This window comes from Ideonella livida, assembly GCF_010499455.1.
In the GTDB taxonomy this organism is placed as follows: domain Bacteria; phylum Pseudomonadota; class Gammaproteobacteria; order Burkholderiales; family Burkholderiaceae_C; genus Ideonella; species Ideonella livida.
Genome location: NZ_JAAGOH010000011.1, coordinates 80,154 through 100,398, shown reverse-complemented (window position 1 = coordinate 100,398; position 20,245 = coordinate 80,154). Strand labels below are relative to the sequence as shown.

The following is a 20,245-nucleotide window of genomic DNA, read 5'->3' as shown; positions in this document are numbered from 1 at the left end:
ACCGCGGGAGCCCCTTGGAAGTGCTCCTTGTCCACCTGCTGGAGATGCCTGAATGGATACGCACCACGCTTCACCCTCGTCCCCACCCGCAGACAGCCCCCGCGCTGTCGAGACCATCACCTTGGCCGGCGGCTGCTTCTGGTGCCTGGAGGCGGTGTTCGAGCAGTGCGTGGGCGTGATCTCCTGCACGTCGGGCTATGCCAATGGACACATCTCCCATCCGACGTACGAGCAGGTCTGCAGCGGCCAGACGGGCCATGCCGAGGTGGTCCGCCTGCAGTTCGATCCCCGGCGGGTCAGCCTGCGGGAGCTCCTGGAGGTCTTCTTCCTCATCCATGACCCCACGACCCTCAACCGTCAGGGGCACGACGTTGGCACCCAATACCGGTCCGGCATCTACTGGCATCACGAGTCGCAGCGTCAGGTGATTGAGTCCGTGGTGGCCGAGCTGAGTGTCAACCTGAGTGCAGCCGGAGGGGGGACGCCCGTCACCGAGCAGGCGCCGCTGCGCAGCTGGTGGCCTGCGGAGCCGGAGCACCAACACTACTTCGCCAGACATCCGCATCAAGGCTATTGCGCCTGGGTCGTTGCCCCCAAAGTCCACAAATTTCAGGCCGCCATGGCGCGCCTGGTGCGACCCGGGCCTTAAGGGCACCCGGGTTGAGCCGCCGGTTTAGTGGCTCAGGGGTGAAAAAAAGTGCCCGTGCAGCCCTCAAATTTCCGCATGGTGAAATTCCACTTCAAGAAGACGTTGGCCGGTCAGGCCCGGGCAATGAAAATCATGCACCCTTGCTCGCGCCGGACGGACGGAGAACCGTCTGCCGGCTGTCCCTTCATAACCCTTGTTTCGCCCCCCTGTTCCGGAGACATGCATGAGTGACCAGCAGCCCACCATCATCTACACCCTGACCGACGAGGCGCCGCTGCTGGCGACGGCGTCCTTCCTGCCCATCATCCGGACCTTCGCCAAGTCGGCGGGCGTCCAAGTCGATACCGCCGACATCTCCGTGGCCGGCCGTATCCTGGCCGCATTTCCGGAGTGCCTGACGGAAGAGCAGCGGGTGCCCGACTACCTGGCGTCTTTGGGCAAGCTCACGCTGCGCCCCCACGCCAACATCATCAAGCTGCCCAACATCAGCGCCTCCATCGCCCAGCTGAAGGCTGCGATCAAGGAACTGCAGGGCAAGGGCTTCGCCATTCCCGACTATCCGGAGAATCCGGCCACCGCAGAAGAGCAAGCCATCAAGGCGCGCTACTCCAAGTGCACCGGCTCTGCTGTGAATCCTGTCCTGCGTGAAGGCAACTCTGACCGCCGCGCCCCCAAGGCCGTCAAGGAATACGCCCGCAAGAACCCGCACAGCATGGGCGATTGGAGCCAAGCCTCGCGCACCCACGTCTCGCACATGCACCACGGCGACTTCTACCATGGTGAGAAGTCGATGACGCTGGACAAGGCGCGCGACGTCAAGATGGAGCTGATCACCAAGTCGGGCAAGACCATCGTCCTGAAGGAAAAGGTCTCGCTGCTCGACCGTGAGGTGATCGACAGCATGTTCATGAGCAAGAAGGCCTTGCTGGACTTCTACGAGCGCGAGATCGAAGACGCCCGCAAGACCGGCGTCATGTTCTCGCTGCACGTGAAGGCCACGATGATGAAGGTGTCCCACCCGATCGTCTTCGGCCACTGCGTCAAGATCTTCTACAAGGACGCCTTCGCCAAGCACGCCCAAACCTTCAAGGACCTGGGCGTCAACGTCAACAACGGCATGGTCGATCTCTACACCAAGATCGAGAAGCTTCCGGCCTCGCTGCGTGACGAGATCAAGCGCGACCTGCACGCCTGCCACGAGCACCGCCCCGAGCTGGCGATGGTCGACTCGGCCAAGGGCATCACCAACTTCCACTCGCCCAATGACGTGATCGTCGATGCGTCGATGCCGGCCATGATCCGCGCCGGCGGCAAGATGTACGGCGCCGACGGCCGCCTGAAGGACGCCAAGGCCGTGATGCCGGAGTCGACCTTCGCCCGCATCTACCAGGAGATGATCAACTTCTGCAAGTGGCATGGCAACTTCGACCCGAAGACCATGGGCACGGTGCCCAACGTCGGCCTGATGGCCCAGCAGGCTGAAGAGTACGGCTCGCACGACAAGACCTTCGAGATCCCGGAAGACGGTGTCGCCAACATCACCGACATCGAGACCGGCGAGGTGCTGCTGAGCCAGAACGTCGAGGAAGGCGACATCTGGCGCATGTGCCAGGTCAAGGACGCCGCCATCCGCGACTGGGTCAAGCTGGCCGTCAACCGCGCCCGCAACAGCGGCATGCCGGTGGTCTTCTGGCTGGACAGCTACCGTCCGCACGAAGCGCAGCTGATCCGCAAGGTCAAGATGTACCTGCACGAGCATGACACCAACGGCCTGGACATCCAGATCATGAGCCAGGTGCGAGCCATGCGATACACGCTGGAACGCGTCGTCCGTGGCCTGGACACCATCAGCGCCACCGGCAACATCCTGCGCGACTACCTCACCGACCTGTTCCCGATCATGGAGCTGGGTACCAGCGCCAAGATGCTGTCGATCGTGCCGCTGATGGCCGGTGGCGGCATGTACGAGACGGGCGCTGGTGGCTCGGCCCCGAAGCATGTGCAGCAGCTGGTCGAGGAGAACCACCTGCGTTGGGACTCACTGGGTGAGTTCTTGGCGCTGGCGGTGTCCCTGGAGGAGCTTGGCATCAAGAACGGCAATGCCCGTGCCAAGCTGCTGGCCAAGGCCCTGGACGCTGCCACGGGCAAGCTGCTCGATCAGCGCAAGTCGCCGTCGCCCAAGACCGGCGAGCTCGACAACCGCGGCAGCCAGTTCTACCTGTCGCTGTACTGGGCGCAGGAACTGGCCAACCAAGCCGACGACGCCGAGCTGGCCGCAGCGTTCGCTCCGCTGGCCAAGTCGCTGGCCGACAACGAGGCGCGCATCGTGGAAGAGCTGGCGGCCGTGCAGGGCAAGCCGGTGGACATCGGTGGCTACTACATGCCCGACACCGCCAAGCTGGAGGCCGTGATGCGTCCGAGCGCAACCTTCAACGCGCTGCTGGCGCAGGTCTAAGCTGTTAAGGAAGAGGGGCGCAGCCCGCCCCTCTGCAGCTTAGGGGGAGCTTCAAGATCCCTAGGTGTAACGTCTTGTGAAACCTTGGGGTTCTTGAGATACTCGCCCGCAATCGGATTATTTTGGCTTGCGTGGGGTGGGATGGGTCCCTCGCCAAGCGGTCCGGCGCTGCAACCATCGGTTCATCTCTTGTCAGGAGAAACGCATGAAGACTTCTTTCCTCAAGACCGGTGTGGCGATGGCTGCTCTGGGCTTCTCTTTGGCTGCGGGTGCGGCCACCTCCAGCCAAACGCTGACTTTTGCCAGCGGCACCACCACGTACCAAGACACTGAGAATTTTGCGCTGTTCGATTCGTCGCTGGGTACTCTGACGTCGGTCGCCATCTCGTACAACTTCTCGTTCAACGCGGGCACTTTCGCCGTGAAGGCGACCACGAGTAATGATGTGTTTGTCATCAGCGGCACGGCTAATGCCACCGTCAACCTGATTGGTGCGAGCACTGGTTTCTTTGATTCCGCATCCAGCCAAGTGCTGAATGTTGGCTCGTTGGTGCAGGTGGCAGGTAACACCACGCACACGTTCAGCACTTCGGCTGTCAACGTGGCGGATTCCGTCACTCTGACGTCAGGTCTCACCAGCTACCAAGCTCTGGGTGGTGGCACCGGTAGCTTCATGGCCCAAGCCACCAAGACCCAGTCGCTGACCATGTCGGGTGGTGACAACCAGACGAACTTCGTCAGCAATGCCGGCGGCACGATGACCATCGTGTACAACTACACGCCGACCTCGGCTGTGCCGGAACCCGAGAGCTACGCCATGCTGCTGGCCGGTCTGGCCGCTGTGGGTGCTGTGGCCCGCCGTCGCCGCATCCAGGGCTGAATCCCCCCGCACGGGCTCCAGCCCTAGCAAAGAGCCGCCCAAGGGCGGCTTTTTTCATGGCGCTTCGTGTTGTCGGGGCGGTTGGCAAGCCACGCGCTGCGCCTGGATGACCGGTGTCGTCAGACGGTGGTGCCTTCGGTGCCGGCCCGCACCACGGTCACCGTGCAATCGGACTCCGCCACCACCTGGGAGGACACGCTGCCCAGGTAGCGCCGTAAGGCAGACTGCCCCCGGGCGCCCATGACGATGTGGTCGACATGGGTGCGCTTGGCAAACTCCACGATGGCGGTGGCCGGATCCGGTGCTTCCAGCACATGGAAGGTCAGTCGACCCTCTTCCAGATTGAGGGCCTTGCTGATGGGGCGCGCCCAGTGCTTGAGGTGGACGAGCTGCTTGACGTGCACGCTTTGCCCGGACTTGTCGACCAGTTCGTCCATGCCGATGCGTGCGGTCTTCATCACGCTCACGCAGGCCAGGCGTGCGCCGGGCTCGGTCAGGACCAGGCGTCGCACGGTTTCGCGCAGCTGCTTGAGCAGCTGCTCCGAAGCCCCTTCCACATCCACCGCGGCCATGATGATCGGGCTGCGGTGCACCAGGTCTGCCACGCTCAGCTGCGGCCGCGCGTCGGGCTCGGAGCCCAGAGCGAAGAACCAGCGCTTGGCGCGAGAGAGGGCGCTGCTGCGCTGCAGGCGCTCTGCCCGCTTGGTCAGCGGCACCTGGCTCGGGTCTTGGAGCGCCAGGCCCAGCTGGGCGGCGCTCTGGTACCGATTCTCCGGCTTGACCTCCAGGCATTTCAGAATCACTTCCTGGAGCCAGGGGGGGCAGTCGGGCCGCAGCTGGCGTGGGGGTACGGGGTCCAGGTAGAGGCGCTTGCGCAGTCCTTGCACCGAGGTGGGCGCACCGAAAGGCCGTTCACCGGTGGTGAAGTGGTAGAGCATCACCCCCAGCGCGAACAAGTCGCTGCGGGGGTCATTCCGCACGAACTGAACCTGCTCCGGCGACATGTAGGGGCCGGTCCCCATGGGGAGGGTGAACTCCTCGTCCAGCAGATCGGGCAGATGGTCGTGCCGGGACAGGCCGAAATCCACCAGCACGGCTGTCCCGTCAGGACGCATCAGGATGTTGCTGGGCTTGATGTCCAAGTGGACCACATGCTGGCGATGCAGGTCATGCAGGGCGGTGGCCACCCGGATCCCGATCTCGATGACCTCGTCCAGGGCCAGGGGGGCCTCATCCAGGCGCGGGCGCAGGGTCTGCCCGGGAATGTGCTCCATCACGATGTAGGGCTGCCGGGTGAAGTCGCCCTTCGCCACGAAGCGTGGCACATGCGGTCCCGACAGGGTGGGCATGATCATGCGCTCCACCTCAAAGCCCACGATCGTGGCGGGATCCTCGCCACCCTTGATGCGCGGCACCTTCATGATCAGGGGCATGTCACCCACGCTCGTGGCGAGCCCCTGCTCATCGACCCGGGTCACGCGCCAGAGCCCGGCCATGCCGCCCTGATGCAGACGCTCCTCCAGCCGGAACCGGTCAATGACCTGGCCTATCTCCAGGGGGCGCTGACCGCACTCGGGGGCGGGGACATCGTCCCGGCCTTGGCCGAAGGAGCCGCTACTGTCCATGGGCCAACCTCGCCGCCAGGCGCTCAGGCAGTCCGGCGCGACGGATCTTGTCGGCCGCGAGTTCATGGTCGTAGGGCACGCGCTGGAAGGTCAGCGTCTGTTCGGCGATGTTGAAGATCGCATAGCACGCGGCGGGGTTGCCGTCGCGCGGCTGCCCGGCCGAGCCCGGCACCACCAGCCACTGCCGGTGCGGTGGGATGGGGATGGCCACGCCCGGCGTGGGCACGAAATCGCCCGCCTTGCCAGTGCCCGAGAGGTGGAACAGCTTGGGCTCATGCATGTGCCCGCAGAAGGTGTAGTGGCAGGTGGTGGCGTGCAGGCTGCGTACCGCCTCGATACGCCCCTGGATGTACTCCCATTCCGCGGGGGCAAAGGCGTTGGCATGCACGAACAGCATGTCGTTCTCGGTCCTTGACAGCGGCACCTGGGTGAGGAACCGGGCCTGCTCGTCGTTGAGCTGTGCCCGGGTCCATTCGATGACCTGACGCGCCTCGGGTCGCATCTGCGGCGAGGCGCCCTGCACGACGCCAGCGTCATGGTTGCCACCCACGGCGATGGCGCCGTCCTGGACATACTGGCGCACGGTGTCGATGACCCAGCCGGGGTCTGCACCGTAACCGACATAGTCACCCAGGAAGGCGTAGCGCTGGACACCCTGTTGGCGGGCGTGGTCCAGCACGGCCTGCACGGCCTCTCGGTTGGCGTGCAGGTCGGTGATGAGCGCGAGCTTCATGTCTTGTCTTGTCTCCTCGTGGCGAGCATGCGCCGCCCGCCTGACGATAGCCTGTCCGTCCGGCGGTGGCGCTTGGGCGTCCCCCGGTGTGGCGGGCTGGTGCGGCGCCGGCGGCGTGGCGTTCAGCCAATGCGTCCCAGCAGCAGGTACTCCATGAGTGCCTTCTGCACATGCATGCGGTTCTCGGCCTCATCCCACACCACCGACTGCGGGCCGTCGATCACCTCGGCCGTGACCTCCTCACCCCGGTGGGCAGGCAGGCAGTGCATGAACAGGGCGTCTGGCTGTGCGGCAGCCATCATCTCGGCATCCACGCACCAGTCGGCAAAGGCCTTGAGGCGGGCTTCGTTTTCCGCCTCGTAGCCCATGCTGGTCCATACATCGGTGGTCACCAGGTGGGCGCCGCGGCAGGCGTCCAGCGGGTTCTTGAAGACCTTGAAGCAATCTGGGTTGGAGATGCCGGCGACCTTGGCATCCACCTCGTAGCCGCTTGGCGTGCTGACATGCACCGTGAAGCCCAGGATCTCGGCAGCCTGCAGCCAGGTGTTGGCCATGTTGTTGCCGTCGCCCACCCAGGCCACCACCTTGCCCTTGAGGCAGTCCAGGTCATAGCCCTTGGCGCCCACCGGCGCGCGGTGTTCCAGGTAGGTGAACAGATCGGCCAGGATCTGGCAGGGGTGGAACTCGTTGGTCAGGCCATTGATCACCGGCACGCGGCTGTGGGCGGCGAAGCGGTTGAGTTTGTCCTGGCCGAAGGTGCGGATCATCACCAGGTCAACCATGCGGCTGATGACGCGGGCGCTGTCCTCGATGGGCTCAGAGCGGCCGAGCTGGCTGTCCCCGGTGGTCAGGTGCACCACCGAGCCGCCCATCTGGTACATGCCCGCCTCGAAGCTGACGCGGGTGCGGGTGCTGGCCTTCTCGAAGATCATGGCCAGGGTGCGGTCGCTCAGGGGGGTGTAGCGCTCGTAGTTCTTGAAGCGGCTCTTGATGATGCGGGCGCGCTCGAACAGGTAGGCGTACTCCTCGGCCCGGAAATCCTTGAACTGGAGGTAGTGCTTCATGAGGCTGTATCCCGGTTTCATGCGGCAGGGGTTTCGGCGAGGAATTGCTGGATGACGGGCACCAGGATGCCGATGATCTCGTCGGCTTCGGCCATGGTCAGGATCAAGGGGGGCACCAGACGCACCACGCTGTCAGCCGTGACCGAGAGCAGCAGCCCCGCTTCCATGGCGCGGGTCAGGATCACACCGCAAGGACGATCAAGCTCGATGCCGAGCATCAGGCCTTCGCCGCGCACCTCAAGCACACCGGCGGTGCCCGCCAGGGCCGACTGCAGGCCGGCCTTGAGGTGGGTGCCCACACGGGCTGCGTTTTCCATTACGCCGTCCTCCTGCATGATGCGCAGGGTTTCCAGGCCAGCGCGCATCGACAGTGGATTGCCGCCGAAGGTCGTGCCATGGTTGCCAGGGCCGAAGATGTGGCGGGCCTTCTCGCCCACGACCACCGCCCCGATGGGGACGCCAGAGCCCAGTCCCTTGGCCAGGGGCATGACGTCCGGCAGCACGCCCGCCCATTGGTGGGCGAACCATTTGCCGGTGCGGCCCACGCCGCACTGGACCTCGTCAAGCATCAGCAGCCAGTTCTGCTGGTCGCAGATCTGCCGCACCTCACGCAGGTAATCCCAGCGGGCCGTATGGATGCCGCCTTCGCCCTGGATGGTCTCCAGGAAGACCGCCACCACGTTGGGGCGCTGGCGCGCCACCTCGCGCAGGGCTTGCGCATCGTTGAGCGGTACACGCACAAAGCCTTCAACCAGGGGGCCGAATCCAGCCTGTACCTTGGGGTTGCCTGTGGCGCTCAGGGTGGCGATCGATCGTCCATGGAAAGCCTTTTCGAAGACGATGACCTCAGGCCGCTCGATGCCCTTGTCATGGCCAAACTTGCGGGCCAGCTTCAATGCCGCTTCGTTGGCCTCCAGGCCGGTGGAGCAGAAGAAGGCCGAGGACAGCCCCGACAGTGCACAAAGCTGCTGGGCAAGGGCCTCCTGCAGCGGGCTCTCGTAGTAGTTGGAGGCGTGGATCAGGCGGCTGATCTGCTCCTGCAGGGCTGGGACCAGCTTGGGGTGGTTGTGGCCCAGGGTGTTGACGGCGATGCCGCCCAAGCCGTCCAAATAACGTCGGCCCTCGGTATCCCAGACGTGGCAGCCCTGGCCGTGCGACAGCGCGATCGGCAGTCGGCCATAGGTGTTCATCACATGGGGCATCGAGGCAGTCATCCAAAGACTCCGGTGGGTCATCAAGTCAGGGGCGTGCCCGGCCGGTGGCTGGACACGAAAAGAAAAGAGCTGACCCCGCGGTGAGCCGCGCGGTCAGCCCTAACAAATTCTAAGGCCTGGGGCAAGTCGGCCGAAAACGCCGGGGTGGCCCTAGGCTGTGCTGCGGTTCGTGCTGCGGTGCAGCAGGGAGAAGGCACAATACGCACCGCTTTGTCGCCATCTGAAACACGGATCGAGGCATTGACGATGCGCACGGCGTCATGCCGTGGTCCTGTTGTTCTTGCGTTCCGCCATCGCTGCCGTACATGTCTGCCTCCAAGCCGCGTGAAGTCTTCATCCAGGGCCTGACCAAGGAAGGGCGCACCTTCCGTCCGAGCGACTGGGCGGAGCGGCTGGCGGGTGCCATGTCCTGCTTCCGCCCGGGCGGCGTCAAGGGGGGCATCGGGGCTTACATCGGCTACTCGCCTTACTGTGTGCCGCGGGTCATCAACGGGGTGAAGTGCGTGATCGTCAACGAGCGCTTGCGCGACATCGAGCCCATGGCGTGGGACTTCGTGATGAATTTCGCGCGGGACAACGGCCTCCAGGTGACGGAAGCCTGCCTGCTGCCCGAAGGGCCGGGCGAAGGGCGTGGCGCCGCCTGAGGCGCTGGGTGCCGCCTCGTGACGGGGTGGCAGTCGGCGGGCGCTGGGGGAGCGGCAGGATGCCGGCCTCAGTTCCGCTGAGGATCGCCTTCATTCCTGCCGGAGGGCGGGGCTCCACTCAGACCGCTGAGGAGCTGGCCGCAGGGCGTCGGTCAGGAATGTGGCGTGCAAGAAGCTCCGGCTGCTGCGCGGAGGCTTGAGAATGAAAAAGGGCCCGCGATCGCGAGCCCTTTTACCACCCGGAACGGCTTATCAGGCAGCCAGCGCCTTGATCTTGGCCGACAGGCGGCTCTTGTGGCGAGCAGCCTTGTTCTTGTGGAAGATGCCCTTGTCGGCGATCGAGTCGATCACGCCTTGGGCCGTCTTGAACAGATCGGTGGCCTTGCTCTTGTCGCCCGAGGCCACGGCCTTCAGGACGTTCTTGATCGAGGTGCGGAACTTCGAGCGCAGCGACGAATTGGCCGCGTTGAGCTTGACGTCCTGGCGGGCGCGCTTGCGGCCCGAGGCCAGGCGCACGGTGCGCTTCTTGGCTTTGGAAGAGGTTGCCATGCTTGTATTGGGTCCAGGTGGAAAAGACCGTCGAGTATAGCATGTGCAAAAGGCGACGGCAAGGCAGCAGGGACGGGCCTGCCGCAGCCTTCCTATAATCTGTCCCTTTTTGACCTGCCGGTGCCGGCCTGCTCCCCGGCAGCGGGCCCGACCCCGCTCCTGCATGAACCTGCTCAAGGCCGCTTCCACCGTCTCGCTCTGGACCCTGTTGTCGCGGGTGACGGGCTTGGTGCGCGACCAGATCATTGCCGCCCAGTTCGGGGCCAGCGCCTTGACCGACGCCTTCAACGTCGCCTTCCGCATCCCTAACCTGTTGCGGCGGCTGTTTGCGGAAGGGGCATTCTCCTCAGCCTTTGTGCCCATCTTGGCGGCCACTCGTGCTGAGAAGGGGGACGACGCCACCCGCGCGCTGATCCATGCGGTGGCCACCGTGCTGGTCTGGGCGCTTCTGCTGACCTGCGCGGTGGGCATCGTGGGGGCGCCTGTGGTGGTCTGGCTGTTTGGCGCCGGCCTGCAGGAGCTGGACCTGGCCGTGCTGATGACGCGCTGGATGTTCCCCTACATCGGTTTCATGTCCCTGGTGGCCTTGTCGGCGGGCATCCTGAATACTTGGAAGCGTTTCGCCATTCCGGCGGCCACGCCGGTGCTGCTGAATGTGGCCATGATCCTGTGCGCAGCGGCGCTGGCTCCCGGCCTTCAGGCTTGGGGCATCGCGCCCATTCATGCCCTTTCGGCGGGGGTGCTGCTGGGGGGCGTCCTGCAACTGTCGCTGCAGGTGCCGGCGCTGCGCCGCATCGGTTGCCTGCCCCGCATCGGGCTGTCTCCGGCGGCCGTGCGAGCGGCATGGCGCCACGAGGGCGTCCACCGGGTGCTGGGACACATGGCGCCCGCCCTGCTCGGGGTCTCGGTCGCGCAGCTGTCGCTGCTCATCAACAGCCAGATCGCCTCTCACCTGGGCCCCGGCGCCGTCTCCTGGATGTTCTACGCCGAGCGTCTGATGGAGTTCCCCACCGCGCTGCTGGGGGTGGCCCTGGGGGTGGTCCTCATTCCTGGTCTCACCGCCCTGCAGGCGAAAGGTGACCGGGAGGGCTATTCCGGCCACCTGGACTGGGGGTTGCGGTTGGTCATGCTGCTGGCAGCACCCTGCATGCTGGCCTGCCTGCTGTTTGCCCAGCCCTTGCTGACCGTGCTCTTCCACTACGGCCGCTTCACCGCGGAATCCGTGGCCATGAGTGCCCTGGCTTTGCAGGGCTATGGCTGTGGCCTGCTCGGGCTGGTGGCCATCAAGGTGCTGGCTCCCGGTTTCTATGCCCGTCAAGATCTGCGCACCCCGGTGCGCATCTCCATCGTGGTGCTGGCCGCCACCCAACTGATGAACCTCGCCTTCGTACCCTGGCTGGGGCATGCGGGCCTTACCCTCTCCATCGGCCTGGGGGCCATGGTCAATGCCGGCTGGCTCTATCTGGGCCTGCGGCGTCTGGGGGTGTTGGTGCCCACGCCTGGCTGGGCGGGTTTCCTGCTGCGGCTGGCGGTTGCCAATGCCGTGCTGGGGGGCTGGCTGTTCTGGGCCGCGCAGGCGGTGGACTGGATCGGTCTGCAGGCCCGGTGGGGCTGGCGCGCCGGTTTGCTGGCGGCGGTGTTGCTGGTGGCGGCGCTGGCCTACTTTGGTGTGCTGCGGCTGCTGGGTGTGAACCTGCGGCAGTTCGCGCGCCGGGGCTGAGGCGGTCGGCGGCGCATGTCAGGGGCGCTCCTAGAATTCGGGGCCGTGGCGCCGGGAAGGCCGACGCTGCGTGGCGCACCCCTGGGAGAATTTCGATGAACCTGACCCCGACCCAGCGCCAGTCCCTGGGCTGGCTGGCCATCGCGCTGGTGCTGGTCACGCTCATCTGGCTGTTGGCACCGGTGATGGCGCCCTTTGTGGTCGCAGCGGTGTTGGCTTATGTGCTGCATCCCGCGGTGGAGCGGCTGGTCCACCGGCGTGTGCCCAGGGTGCTGGCCGTTGTGGGCGTGGTTGTGCTGGCCCTGCTGGTGCTGGCCGCGTTGCTGCTGCTGGTGGTCCCCATCCTGTCCAAGGAGTTGCCGCTGCTGCGCCAGCAGGTGCCACTGTTGGTCGAGCGCATGGGCACGCAGCTGCAGCCCGTGTTGGCTGCCTGGGGGGTTCAGGTGCGACTGGACGTGGCATCGCTCAAGGCCCTGGTGCTCAAGGCCCTGGATGGCAACCTCGAGGAGTGGCTGGCCACGGTGCTGAGTTCGGTGCGTCTGGGGGGCAGCCTGTTGTTGGCACTGCTGGGCAATCTCTTTTTGGTGCCCGTGGTGCTGTTCTTCCTGCTGATGGACTGGCCGCGGTTGGTGGCACGCTGGTTGGGGTTGATCCCGCCGCGGCACCGCCAGGCGGTGGACAGTTTTCTGGCGGAAGCCGATGAGGTGTTAGGCCAGTACCTGCGCGGCCAGCTCATGGTGATGCTGGCCCTGTCAGCCTTCTACACCTCAGGTCTGGCCCTGGCGGGTTTTGACTTGGCGCTGCCGGTAGGGGTGTTCACCGGGCTGGCGGTCTTCATCCCGTATGTGGGTTTCGGCCTCGGGTTGCTGCTGGCCCTGATGGCGGGCCTGCTGCAGTTCGGCGGCTGGTACGGCCTGCTGTCGGTGGCGGTGGTTTATGGGCTGGGCCAGTTGCTGGAGAGTTTTGTGCTCACGCCCCGTCTGGTGGGCGAGCGCGTCGGCCTGAGTCCGCTGGCAGTGATCTTCGCCCTGATGGCCTTTGGCCATCTTCTGGGATTTGTTGGCGTCCTCGTGGCGCTGCCCGTGTCGGCCGTTGCCCTGGTGGCCTGGCGCCGGCTGACCTGCATGTATCTGTCGAGCCGTCTGTACCAGGGATGAAACAGCTGCCACTGCCCATCGCGTTCGAGGAGTCCCCGCGGCTGTCGGACTTCGTGCTTGGGGCCAATGCCGAAGTGCTGCATGGCTTGCGTGACCTCGCGTGGCCGGGACCGCCGGTATACCTGTGGGGGCCTGCGGGCGTCGGTAAGACGTATCTGCTGTCGGCCCTGGTCAACGAGGTCCAGCTCGCCGGTGGCCGTGCGGCCTGGTTTGACGCCCGGCAGGGACTGCCCTGGGAGGTCAGCCCTGGCCTGGCCCTGATCGTGCTGGATGGCGCCGAGCGTCTGGATCCCGATCACCAGCACGCCGCCTTCACCCTCTTCATCGAGGCGGCCGCCCATGGCGTGCAGATGGTGTCGGCGGGGCGGATGCCGCCGGTGGATCTGCCGGTGCGTGAGGACCTGCGCACCCGCTTGGGCTGGGGGCCCGTGTACGCCGTGCACCCGCTGTCCGAGGCCCAGATGCGGCAGGTGTTGCAACGTGACGCCCTGAGGCAGGGCCTGAGCCTGCCGACCGAACTGCTTGACCACTTGTTCACCCACCATGCGCGCGACCTGGCCAGCCTGCAGGCCCTGGTCAGGCGCCTGGAGCGTTTCTCCCTGGCTGAGGGGCGCGCGATGACTGTGCCGCTGCTGCGCCGGATGCTGGCCGAAGAAGGACCTTGAGGATGAATCTCGCCCTGTTTGACCTGGACGGCACCCTGCTTCCAGGCGACTCCGACCATGCCTTTGGGCAGTTCATGGTGGACATCGGCTGGGCCGATGGGGCCGCCTGGCGTGCCCGCAACGACGAGTTCTATGCGCACTACATGGCGGGCACGCTGGTGTTGGCCGACTACATTGAGTTCGCCACCGCCGTCTGGCGTCAACGGCCTCTGGAGCAGGCCCTGGCCGCACGCGAGCGCTACATGAGCGAGGTGATCCTCCCGATGATCCAGCCCCAGGCCCGCGCGCTGGTGGCGCGCCACCAGCGCGCGGGTGATCTGGTGGCCATCGTCACGGCCACCAATGAGTTCGTCACCCGCCCCATCGCCGACGCCTTCGGGGTGCAGACCCTGCTGGCTGTGGAGCTGGAACGCACCGAGAATGGCCTGTTCAGCGGCAGCATCCGCGGTGTGCCTACCTTCCAGGCCGGGAAGATCGCACGGGTCAAGGCTTGGCTGGCTGACCAGGGACGCACGCTGGATGACTTCGGGGATGTCCACTTCTACAGCGATTCCACCAACGACCTGCCGCTGCTTGAAGTGGTGCGCACGCCGGTGGCCACCAACCCCTCTCCTGCGCTGGCCCGCATCGCGGCCGAGCGCGGATGGCAGGTCCTGAACCTGTTCGACACACCATGATTCGCAAGTTCATCAATAAGCTCCTGGGCAAGGACGCCGCCCAGACCCCCGCGCCCGTCCGCATTCCCCTGGGCCAGCGCGTGGAAGTGCCCGTGGCAGAGCACGGCATCAATCCGCGTCTGCTCGATGACCGTGCGGTCAAGGTGGTCACCACCCTGCAGGATGCAGGCTATGAGGCTTACATCGTCGGCGGGGCGGTCCGCGACCTGCTGGTCGGACGTCGTCCCAAGGACTTCGACGTGGCCACCAACGCCACGCCGGAGCAGGTCAAGGCCCTGTTCCGTCGCGCGTTCATCATCGGTCGTCGCTTCCAGATCGTGCACGTGATCCACGGCCGCGGGCGCGACCACGAGGTCATCGAAGTCTCCACCTTCCGCGCCTACCTGGATCCCGCCGCGGCCGAACCGGTGCAGGGCAACGAAAAGACCGCCAAGTCCGCCATCGCCCACAAGCAGCATGCGGTCGATGCCAGCGGCCGGGTGCTGCGTGACAACGTCTGGGGTCCCCAGATCGAGGACGCCGCCCGGCGTGACTTCACCGTCAACGCCATGTACTACGACCCCCGCACCCAGACCGTGATCGACTATCACCAAGGTCTGAAGGATGCCAAGGGCCAAGTGTTGCGCATGATCGGCGACCCGGAGACCCGCTATCGCGAGGACCCCGTGCGCATCCTGCGTGTAGTGCGCTTTGCCGCCAAGCTGGGCTTCACCATCGATGCCCGTACGCAGCAGCCCATCCGTGCCATGTCCAGTTTGCTGGCCAACGTGCCGGCCTCCCGTCTCTTTGATGAGATGGTCAAGCTGCTGCAGACCGGCCATGCTGTGGCCAGCGTGGCGCAGCTCAAGGTCCACGGGCTGGACCGCGGCGTGTTTCCGGTGCTGGATGCCGTGCTGGCGCAGGCGCCTGAAGGCAGCGACCGCTGGAAGTTCATCCTGCTGGCGCTGCAGGACACCGACCGCCGGGTCCAGGAAGGCAAGGCCGTTGCCCCAAGCTTCCTGCTGGCCTGCTTGCTGTGGCATGACGTGCTGCAGGGCTGGGAGCAGCGCCGTGCCCAGGGAGAGCCCGCCACGCCGGCGCTGTCCCAGGCCATCGACGCGGTCTTCGATGCCCGCATCGGGGACATTTCCGGTCGCGGCAAGTTGGCCGCCGACATGCGGGACATCTGGATGATGCAGCCCCGCTTCGAGCGCCGCGGTGGCCGATCGCCCTACACCCTGGTCGAGCAGCCGCGTTTCCGGGCCGGCTACGACTTCCTGCGCCTGCGGGCGGATGCCGAGTCCGGCCTGGCTGACTTGGCCGAATGGTGGGAAGACTTCTCGCTGGGTGATGAGGGTGAGCGCGAGGCCCTGGTGGAAGCGGTGCGGGAGCAGGCCCCGCGCACCCGGCGGCCGGCCCGGGAGGCCGTCCGCGATGCGGCGGTGCGCCCCGCAGGCGAGGGCGGTGACGAGCCAGAGGACGCGGATGCCGATGCCGAGGCGCCGTCTGCCGACGGCGGCGAAGCGCCGGCACGCAAGCGCCGTCGCCGCCGCCGCAAGCCGGCCGGCGCCCGCGTGGAGTCGACGGCCGCAGGGCAGGGCGGCGGCGACACCGGTCCTGCGGCATGACCGCTGCAGCGCCCGAGGTGCAGCCGGCCTGGATCGGCTTAGGGGCCAATCTGGGGGATGCCCGGGCCACGCTGGAGGCGGCACTCCAGGCCCTTCGGCGCTTGCCGGGGGTCGACCAGCTTCAGGCCTCGGCCTTTTATCGCACAGCGCCGGTAGGCGCCGGCGGGCCGGACTACCTCAATGCCGTGGCGCGGATCCGCACCACCTTGCCGTCGTTGGCGCTGCTGCACGCGCTGCAGCGCATCGAGCTGGACCATGGTCGTGAGCGCCCGTATCCGAACGCACCCCGGACCCTGGACCTGGACCTGCTGATGCATGGCCAGCAGGTTCTGAACACCGTGGAGCTGACTTTGCCGCACCCGCGGCTGGCCGAGCGTGCCTTTGTGCTGGTGCCGCTGCTCAGTCTGGACCCGACCCTGCAGGCGCCGGGTCTGGGCCGGCTGGACGCCTACCTGCCCGCGGTGGCGGACCAGAACATCCTGTGCCTGGCCTGAAACCGATGGCCGGTCGGGGTAGTTACAATACGAAGATGACGTCGGCGTGACGACCGTGTGGATCCATCCGGACGCGCGGCTGCGCCCCGTCTCAAGCCGAGCGGTTGCAGGCTGACGCCCGCCGCCATACGCCACCCGCCAGGGTGGCGTCCGAGACGCCCCCGTGCCTCCCCGGGGGCGTGATTGTTTGAACGCCAGGGCCGCAGTGCCTGGCAGGAGACCCTGATGATCTTCGGCAAGCTGTTGCCCAAGGATGGCAATTTCTTCGAGCTGTTCAACGAGCATGGCCAGTACATCGTGGCAGGTGCCCGATCCTTCATGTCCATGGTCCAGAACTACGAGGACAAGGTCCAGCGCGAGAAGTTCGCCTCTGAGGTGGACGCCGCCGAGCACAGCGCGGACAAGGTGACCGCCGAGGTCAACCGCCTGCTGCACCGCACCTTCATCACGCCGCTGGACCGCGAGCAGATCCACGGCCTGATCAATTCCATGGACGACATCCTGGACCTGCTGCAGGACTCCAGCGAAGTCATGGCGCTGTACGACGTGCAGCATGTGACCGAGGACGTCGTGCGCCTGTGCGAAATCTCGCTGAAGTGCTGCGAGCGTGTGCAACACGCCGTGACCCTGTTGCCCAAGCTCAACGTCCCCGAGATCACCGAGGCGGCCCTCAAGACCTGCGAAGAAATCGACCGCCTGGAGTCCGATGCCGACCGCGTCATGCGCAGCGCCATGTCGCGCCTGTTCCGCGAAGAGGCCGACACCCGCGAGTTGATCAAGCTCAAGGCGATCTATGAGCACCTGGAGACCATCTCCGACCGCTGCGAGGACGTGGCCAACCTGATCGAGGGCATCGTCCTCGAGAACTCCTGACCGCGGCGGAGCCTAGAGCATGGAAACAGCTTCCATCGCGTTCTGGGTCGTGGCCATGCTGGTGGTGCTGGCGCTGGCCTTCGACTTCATGAACGGCTTCCACGACGCGGCCAACTCCATTGCCACCGTCGTCTCCACTGGCGTGCTCAAGCCGCAGCAGGCGGTGCTGTTCGCGGCCTTCTTCAACGTCATCGCTATCGCCATCTTCCAGCTCAAGGTGGCGAGCATGATCGGCAAGGGCATCGTCGAGCCGGGCATCGTGGATCACCACGTGGTGTTTGGTGCCCTGATCGGTGCCATCACCTGGAATGTGATCACCTGGTGGTACGGCATTCCGTCGTCAAGCTCGCACGCCCTGATCGGCGGCATCATCGGCGCGGTCATGGCCAAGGCCGGCGTGTCCAAGCTGATTGGCGCGGGCATCCTCAAGACGGTGGTGTTCATCTTCGTGTCGCCGTTCCTTGGCTTTGTCCTGGGGTCGCTCATGATGGTGCTGGTGGCCTGGGTCTTCCGGCGCACCTCGCCCATTCGGGTGGACCGCTGGTTCCGTCGACTGCAGCTGGTGTCCGCCGGCCTGTACTCGCTGGGCCATGGCGGCAACGACGCCCAGAAGACCATCGGCATCATCTGGATGCTGCTGGTGGCGGCCGGCTACATGACGGTGGATGCCAAGGCCCCGCCGAGCTGGGTGATCTGGAGCTGCTACCTGGCCATCGGCGCCGGCACCATGTTCGGCGGCTGGCGGATCGTCAAGACCATGGGCCAGCGCCTGACCAAGCTCAAGCCCGTGGGCGGCTTCTGCGCCGAGACCGGAGGGGCGATGACCCTCTTCCTGGCCACCAGCTTGGGCATCCCGGTGTCCACCACCCACACCATCACCGGCGCCATCGTCGGGGTGGGGTCGGTGCGCAACCCTTCGGCGGTTCGCTGGGGTCTGGCAGGCAACATCGTATGGGCCTGGATCTTCACCATCCCGGCGTCGGCCTTTGTGGCGGCCATGTTCTACTGGCTCAGTACCGTGTTGTTTGATTGACCCGGTAACGCGGCTGCTGGTGAAAGCCTGCGGCGGCACTCTATAATCGTGGGTTCCGGTTGCGGCCCTGCATGTTGGTGCGGGGTGTATCTAACCAGCCGGAAGACCCTCCAACCGGATGGCGCCGGCCTCGTGCAGGCGCCACCCAAGCCGGCCGGGTTGCGCTGAGTGTCTCCAGCCGTGACAGGTCACTTTACAAATTCTGCAAGGATCGATCATGGTCGTGATTCGTCTGTCCCGCGGCGGCTCCAAGAAGCGCCCTTTCTACAACATCGTCGTCTCCGACTCCCGTGAGCGCCGTGATGGCCGCTTCATCGAGCGCGTGGGCTTCTACAACCCGATGGCCAAGGGCCAGGCCGAAGGCCTGCGCGTGGCGCTGGACCGCGTGACCTACTGGATCGACAGCGGCGCTCAGCCGTCTGACACCGCTCTGCGCCTGATCGCCCAGGCCAAGGCTCAGGTCGTGCCGGCCGCTGCTGCCTGAGTATTGCGCGCCCATGACCACGACGGCATCCGCGGCGCTGACCCTTTGGCAGCAGCTTGACGAGGTGACCGTGTGGCCTGACGATGCGGTCGAGGTCGGCCGCATCGTCGACGCCTGGGGCATCAAGGGCGGCTTCAAAGTCCAACCCTTTTCAGCCGACCCCAAGGCGCTTTTCTCTTCACGGCGCTGGTTCCTCCAGCCACCGGCTGCCCCGACCCGTGCCGGCGTTGTGCCGGCGCCAACACCCGGCGTGCCCGCCGGCCCCCGACTGCTCAAGATCACCCATGCCAAGGCGCATGGCGAGGTCGTGGTGGCGCAAGCGCAGGACGTGCCTGACCGCAGTGCGGCTGAGGCCCTCAAGGGCACCCGCGTGTTCGTGGCGCGCGGCAGTTTCCCTACGCCCACCGATGGCGAGTACTACTGGGTGGACCTGATCGGCCTGACCGTCGTCAACCGCCAAGACGAGGTGCTGGGGGTGGTGGCCGACCTGCTGGACACCGGGCCGCATTGTGTGCTGCGCATCCGCGCCCGTGCCGACGCGCCTGAAGGCGGCGCCGATGAGCGCCTTGTCCCCTTTGTCGAGGCCTACGTCGACCGGGTGGACCTGCCTGCCCGCCGCATCGTGGTGGACTGGGGCCTGGACTATTGAGCTGACGGGGGCGCGCCTGCTCGCAGGCGGCCCTGTCTTTGAGGGCCGCATGCCGTGCGGTCGGCCCGTCAGGGCCACCGGAGGCCGATCGCCTGCCCTTCAGTCCGGAGGTCCCGTGCGTTTTGACATCCTCACCCTCTTCCCCGACCTCTTCACGCCCTTCCTGCAGCAGGGCATCAACCGTCGAGCCTACGACAGCGGGCGCATACAGCTGCACCTGTGGCCCTTGCGTGAGCATGCCGAGGACAACTACCGCCGGGTCGATGACCGTCCGTATGGCGGTGGCCCCGGCATGGTGATGCTGGCAGAGCCCCTGGAGCGGGCCCTGAGGGCTGTCCGAGCCGCCAGCCAAAACGAGCCGACCCGGCCTGTGGTCCATTTCAGCCCCACGGGGCGGCGCATGGACCAGGCCCTGATGCGCGAGATGGCGGCCGGTCCGGGGGCGATTCTGCTGTGTGGCCGCTATGAGGGTATCGACCAGCGCGTGCTGGACCGGCATGTGGATCTGGAACTGAGCCTGGGGGATTTTGTGCTCTCTGGCGGCGAGTTGCCGGCCCTGGCGCTGCTCGATGGTGTGGCCCGCCTGCAGGAAGGCGTGCTTTCCGATGCGCGCTCCCACCTCGAGGACAGTTTCGAGAACGGGTTGCTGGACTGTCCCCACTACAGTCGTCCTGAAGTGTTGGTCGACGAGCAGGGCCAGCCTTGGCCGGTGCCAGCCGTGCTGCTGTCGGGTCATCACGCGGCCATTGCCCGCTGGAGGCGGGAGCGCTCCTTGGCCCTGACCCAGGCGCGGCGTCCGGACCTGATCGTGGCGGCGCGGGCAGCGGGTCTGTTGAGCAAGGCGGACGAGCAGTTCTTGAAGTCACTGGCTTGAGCTAGAATGCGCGATTCGATCCTCTGCCGGGACAAGTCGCGGGCCACCCAGTGGGCTGCGCAAACCCTCAGGCAGGTGACTGGCCGGTGTGTCTTTCAAGATACCAAGCCAGGCCTGCCGCGTTCTCCATCTGGCACCTGACAGCCCGGACCGCCTGGCGGTGAGGTCCATCTGGTGTGCAGTGCGGGACGCTCTTCAT

General features: G+C 66.0%; 20 protein-coding genes. 15 read left to right on the top strand and 5 right to left on the bottom strand.

The annotated features are described in order from the left end of the window. Positions 1-52: 52 nt before the first annotated feature. From msrA to G3A44_RS11010, 3 genes are all read left to right on the top strand, one after another. Positions 53-649: a peptide-methionine (S)-S-oxide reductase MsrA gene (gene msrA / locus G3A44_RS11020; RefSeq protein WP_163457572.1), complete on the top strand. Its 597-nt coding sequence runs from the start codon at positions 53-55 to the stop codon at positions 647-649. 223 nt (positions 650-872) lie between these two features. Next, positions 873-3,104, top strand: coding sequence for an NADP-dependent isocitrate dehydrogenase (locus G3A44_RS11015; RefSeq protein WP_163457571.1), 2,232 nt, complete (start codon positions 873-875; stop codon positions 3,102-3,104). 205 nt (positions 3,105-3,309) lie between these two features. Continuing rightward, positions 3,310-3,984, top strand: a complete 675-nt coding sequence (locus G3A44_RS11010) for a choice-of-anchor E domain-containing protein (RefSeq protein ID WP_163457612.1) — start codon at positions 3,310-3,312, stop codon at positions 3,982-3,984. 119 nt (positions 3,985-4,103) lie between these two features. Here G3A44_RS11010 and G3A44_RS11005 read toward each other — a convergent pair whose 3' ends face one another. From G3A44_RS11005 to G3A44_RS10990, 4 genes are all read right to left on the bottom strand, one after another. Next, a complete protein-coding gene (locus G3A44_RS11005) occupies positions 4,104-5,609 on the bottom strand; it encodes a bifunctional serine/threonine-protein kinase/universal stress protein (protein WP_163457570.1) in 1,506 nt (501 codons plus the stop codon). After that, positions 5,599-6,342: a metallophosphoesterase family protein gene (locus G3A44_RS11000; protein WP_163457569.1), complete on the bottom strand. Its 744-nt coding sequence runs from the start codon at positions 6,340-6,342 to the stop codon at positions 5,599-5,601. The genes G3A44_RS11005 and G3A44_RS11000 overlap by 11 nt, the downstream gene beginning before the upstream one ends. 122 nt (positions 6,343-6,464) lie before the next feature. Continuing rightward, positions 6,465-7,427, bottom strand: a complete 963-nt coding sequence (argF, locus tag G3A44_RS10995) for an ornithine carbamoyltransferase (protein WP_163457568.1) — start codon at positions 7,425-7,427, stop codon at positions 6,465-6,467. After that, a complete protein-coding gene (locus G3A44_RS10990; protein ID WP_163457567.1) occupies positions 7,424-8,620 on the bottom strand; it encodes an aspartate aminotransferase family protein in 1,197 nt (398 codons plus the stop codon). Before G3A44_RS10990 ends, argF begins: the two co-directional genes overlap by 4 nt. Positions 8,621-8,925: 305 nt before the next feature. On the opposite strand from G3A44_RS10990, the gene G3A44_RS10985 reads away from it, so the two are divergent. Continuing rightward, positions 8,926-9,264, top strand: coding sequence for a DUF3579 domain-containing protein (locus tag G3A44_RS10985; RefSeq protein ID WP_163457566.1), 339 nt, complete (start codon positions 8,926-8,928; stop codon positions 9,262-9,264). A 252-nt stretch (positions 9,265-9,516) separates the two neighbouring features. On the opposite strand, the gene rpsT is transcribed toward G3A44_RS10985, so the two are convergent. Beyond that, positions 9,517-9,813, bottom strand: a complete 297-nt coding sequence (gene rpsT / locus G3A44_RS10980; protein ID WP_163457565.1) for a 30S ribosomal protein S20 — start codon at positions 9,811-9,813, stop codon at positions 9,517-9,519. 163 nt (positions 9,814-9,976) lie between these two features. Here rpsT and murJ point away from each other — a divergent pair, with 163 nt between their 5' ends. The 11 genes from murJ (at position 9,977) to trmD (ending at position 20,046) form a co-directional block, all read left to right on the top strand. Further along, positions 9,977-11,533 (top strand): murein biosynthesis integral membrane protein MurJ, encoded by a 1,557-nt coding sequence (gene murJ / locus G3A44_RS10975; RefSeq protein WP_163457564.1) that lies wholly within the window; start codon positions 9,977-9,979, stop codon positions 11,531-11,533. Between the two features lie 95 nt (positions 11,534-11,628). Beyond that, positions 11,629-12,690 carry an AI-2E family transporter gene (locus G3A44_RS10970; protein ID WP_163457563.1) on the top strand — a complete coding sequence of 354 codons (1,062 nt, stop codon included), beginning with the start codon at positions 11,629-11,631 and terminating at the stop codon, positions 12,688-12,690. Beyond that, positions 12,687-13,355, top strand: a complete 669-nt coding sequence (locus G3A44_RS10965) for an HdaA/DnaA family protein (protein ID WP_163457562.1) — start codon at positions 12,687-12,689, stop codon at positions 13,353-13,355. Before G3A44_RS10970 ends, G3A44_RS10965 begins: the two co-directional genes overlap by 4 nt. A 2-nt stretch (positions 13,356-13,357) precedes the next feature. Beyond that, positions 13,358-14,032: a histidinol-phosphatase gene (locus tag G3A44_RS10960; protein ID WP_163457561.1), complete on the top strand. Its 675-nt coding sequence runs from the start codon at positions 13,358-13,360 to the stop codon at positions 14,030-14,032. Then, positions 14,029-15,639 (top strand): polynucleotide adenylyltransferase PcnB, encoded by a 1,611-nt coding sequence (gene pcnB / locus G3A44_RS10955; RefSeq protein WP_163457560.1) that lies wholly within the window; start codon positions 14,029-14,031, stop codon positions 15,637-15,639. The genes G3A44_RS10960 and pcnB overlap by 4 nt, the downstream gene beginning before the upstream one ends. Next, a complete protein-coding gene (gene folK / locus G3A44_RS10950; protein ID WP_163457559.1) occupies positions 15,636-16,133 on the top strand; it encodes a 2-amino-4-hydroxy-6-hydroxymethyldihydropteridine diphosphokinase in 498 nt (165 codons plus the stop codon). The genes pcnB and folK overlap by 4 nt, the downstream gene beginning before the upstream one ends. 225 nt (positions 16,134-16,358) lie before the next feature. Beyond that, complete coding sequence (locus G3A44_RS10945; RefSeq protein ID WP_163457558.1) at positions 16,359-17,006, top strand: DUF47 domain-containing protein; 648 nt, start codon at positions 16,359-16,361, stop codon at positions 17,004-17,006. 19 nt (positions 17,007-17,025) lie between these two features. Beyond that, positions 17,026-18,039, top strand: a complete 1,014-nt coding sequence (locus tag G3A44_RS10940; protein WP_163457557.1) for an inorganic phosphate transporter — start codon at positions 17,026-17,028, stop codon at positions 18,037-18,039. Positions 18,040-18,256: 217 nt separating this feature from the next. Continuing rightward, positions 18,257-18,523, top strand: a complete 267-nt coding sequence (gene rpsP, locus G3A44_RS10935; RefSeq protein WP_163457556.1) for a 30S ribosomal protein S16 — start codon at positions 18,257-18,259, stop codon at positions 18,521-18,523. A 13-nt stretch (positions 18,524-18,536) separates the two neighbouring features. Beyond that, the gene (gene rimM, locus G3A44_RS10930) at positions 18,537-19,172 is read left to right on the top strand and encodes a ribosome maturation factor RimM (RefSeq protein WP_375138649.1); all 636 of its coding nucleotides are present in this window, start codon (positions 18,537-18,539) and stop codon (positions 19,170-19,172) included. 115 nt (positions 19,173-19,287) lie between these two features. Then, positions 19,288-20,046, top strand: coding sequence for a tRNA (guanosine(37)-N1)-methyltransferase TrmD (gene trmD, locus G3A44_RS10925; protein WP_163457555.1), 759 nt, complete (start codon positions 19,288-19,290; stop codon positions 20,044-20,046). Positions 20,047-20,245: the final 199 nt, after the last annotated feature.

Bases quoted from the DNA above. Each gene is read 5' to 3' on its own strand.
- G3A44_RS11000 (WP_163457569.1), bottom strand. From the start codon at position 6,342: ATGAAGCTCGCGCTCATCACCGACCTGCACGCCAACCGAGAGGCCGTG.
- argF (WP_163457568.1), bottom strand. From the start codon at position 7,427: ATGAAACCGGGATACAGCCTCATGAAGCACTACCTCCAGTTCAAGGAT.
- G3A44_RS10965 (WP_163457562.1), top strand. From the start codon at position 12,687: ATGAAACAGCTGCCACTGCCCATCGCGTTCGAGGAGTCCCCGCGGCTG.
- G3A44_RS10945 (WP_163457558.1), top strand. From the start codon at position 16,359: ATGATCTTCGGCAAGCTGTTGCCCAAGGATGGCAATTTCTTCGAGCTG.
- msrA (WP_163457572.1), top strand. From the start codon at position 53: ATGGATACGCACCACGCTTCACCCTCGTCCCCACCCGCAGACAGCCCC.
- G3A44_RS10970 (WP_163457563.1), top strand. From the start codon at position 11,629: ATGAACCTGACCCCGACCCAGCGCCAGTCCCTGGGCTGGCTGGCCATC.
- G3A44_RS10985 (WP_163457566.1), top strand. From the start codon at position 8,926: ATGTCTGCCTCCAAGCCGCGTGAAGTCTTCATCCAGGGCCTGACCAAG.
- G3A44_RS10960 (WP_163457561.1), top strand. From the start codon at position 13,358: ATGAATCTCGCCCTGTTTGACCTGGACGGCACCCTGCTTCCAGGCGAC.
- pcnB (WP_163457560.1), top strand. From the start codon at position 14,029: ATGATTCGCAAGTTCATCAATAAGCTCCTGGGCAAGGACGCCGCCCAG.
- folK (WP_163457559.1), top strand. From the start codon at position 15,636: ATGACCGCTGCAGCGCCCGAGGTGCAGCCGGCCTGGATCGGCTTAGGG.
- rpsP (WP_163457556.1), top strand. From the start codon at position 18,257: ATGGTCGTGATTCGTCTGTCCCGCGGCGGCTCCAAGAAGCGCCCTTTC.
- G3A44_RS10940 (WP_163457557.1), top strand. From the start codon at position 17,026: ATGGAAACAGCTTCCATCGCGTTCTGGGTCGTGGCCATGCTGGTGGTG.
- rimM (WP_375138649.1), top strand. From the start codon at position 18,537: ATGACCACGACGGCATCCGCGGCGCTGACCCTTTGGCAGCAGCTTGAC.
- G3A44_RS10990 (WP_163457567.1), bottom strand. From the start codon at position 8,620: ATGACTGCCTCGATGCCCCATGTGATGAACACCTATGGCCGACTGCCG.
- rpsT (WP_163457565.1), bottom strand. From the start codon at position 9,813: ATGGCAACCTCTTCCAAAGCCAAGAAGCGCACCGTGCGCCTGGCCTCG.
- G3A44_RS11010 (WP_163457612.1), top strand. From the start codon at position 3,310: ATGAAGACTTCTTTCCTCAAGACCGGTGTGGCGATGGCTGCTCTGGGC.
- G3A44_RS11005 (WP_163457570.1), bottom strand. From the start codon at position 5,609: ATGGACAGTAGCGGCTCCTTCGGCCAAGGCCGGGACGATGTCCCCGCC.
- G3A44_RS11015 (WP_163457571.1), top strand. From the start codon at position 873: ATGAGTGACCAGCAGCCCACCATCATCTACACCCTGACCGACGAGGCG.
- murJ (WP_163457564.1), top strand. From the start codon at position 9,977: ATGAACCTGCTCAAGGCCGCTTCCACCGTCTCGCTCTGGACCCTGTTG.